The 480-nt window shown below is 70.4% G+C and carries 1 protein-coding gene; it reads right to left on the bottom strand.

All coding sequences use genetic code 11. The features are described from left to right. Positions 1-480 (bottom strand): hypothetical protein (locus tag RNB18_RS51200; RefSeq protein ID WP_311720949.1); only part of this gene is annotated, 480 nt, incomplete at both ends.

Raw genomic sequence — 480 nt, 5'->3', positions numbered from 1 at the left:
GCTGATCTCGCCGCCGCTGTCGGTCCACGTGTCCCGGGGGAAGCGGGTGCAGTCGATCTGCGGCGCCGCGGGTTTGGCCGTGTTCACCCGGAAGGGCACGTAGGCGCTCCACGCGCCGTACACGGAACCGTCGTGGGCGCGTGAGCGGACCCGGTAGCCGAACGCGCAGAGCTTCTTGTCATCGGGAAGCCTCAGCATGGCGGTGCCGCCGGAGGCGACGGCACCGCTGGTACCCGTCCAGCTGTAGGTGCCCGCGTCGTTGAACGCCGGGTCGGGGGTGACCTCGAACTGGGCGCTTACGGTGCCGCCGTCGGGGTCCGCGACCTTCGCCGAGAAGGTGGGGGTCAGCGAGGTGGCGTACGTCCGCTTGTTGAAGGAGTTGTACGACGACGGGGAGAGCGCCGTCGCCGTCGGCGCGCCCGGCGGGTTGTTGTACGTCACCGACAGGACGGGCACGTTGGTCGGCGCGTTGCGCGAGTG

The sequence above is a fragment of the Streptomyces doebereineriae genome (assembly GCF_031845645.1).
GTDB classification, from domain to species: Bacteria; Actinomycetota; Actinomycetes; order Streptomycetales; family Streptomycetaceae; genus Streptomyces; species Streptomyces canus.
Note: the sequence above shows the minus strand (reverse complement) of the source record. Positions and strands in the feature narration are given on the sequence as shown.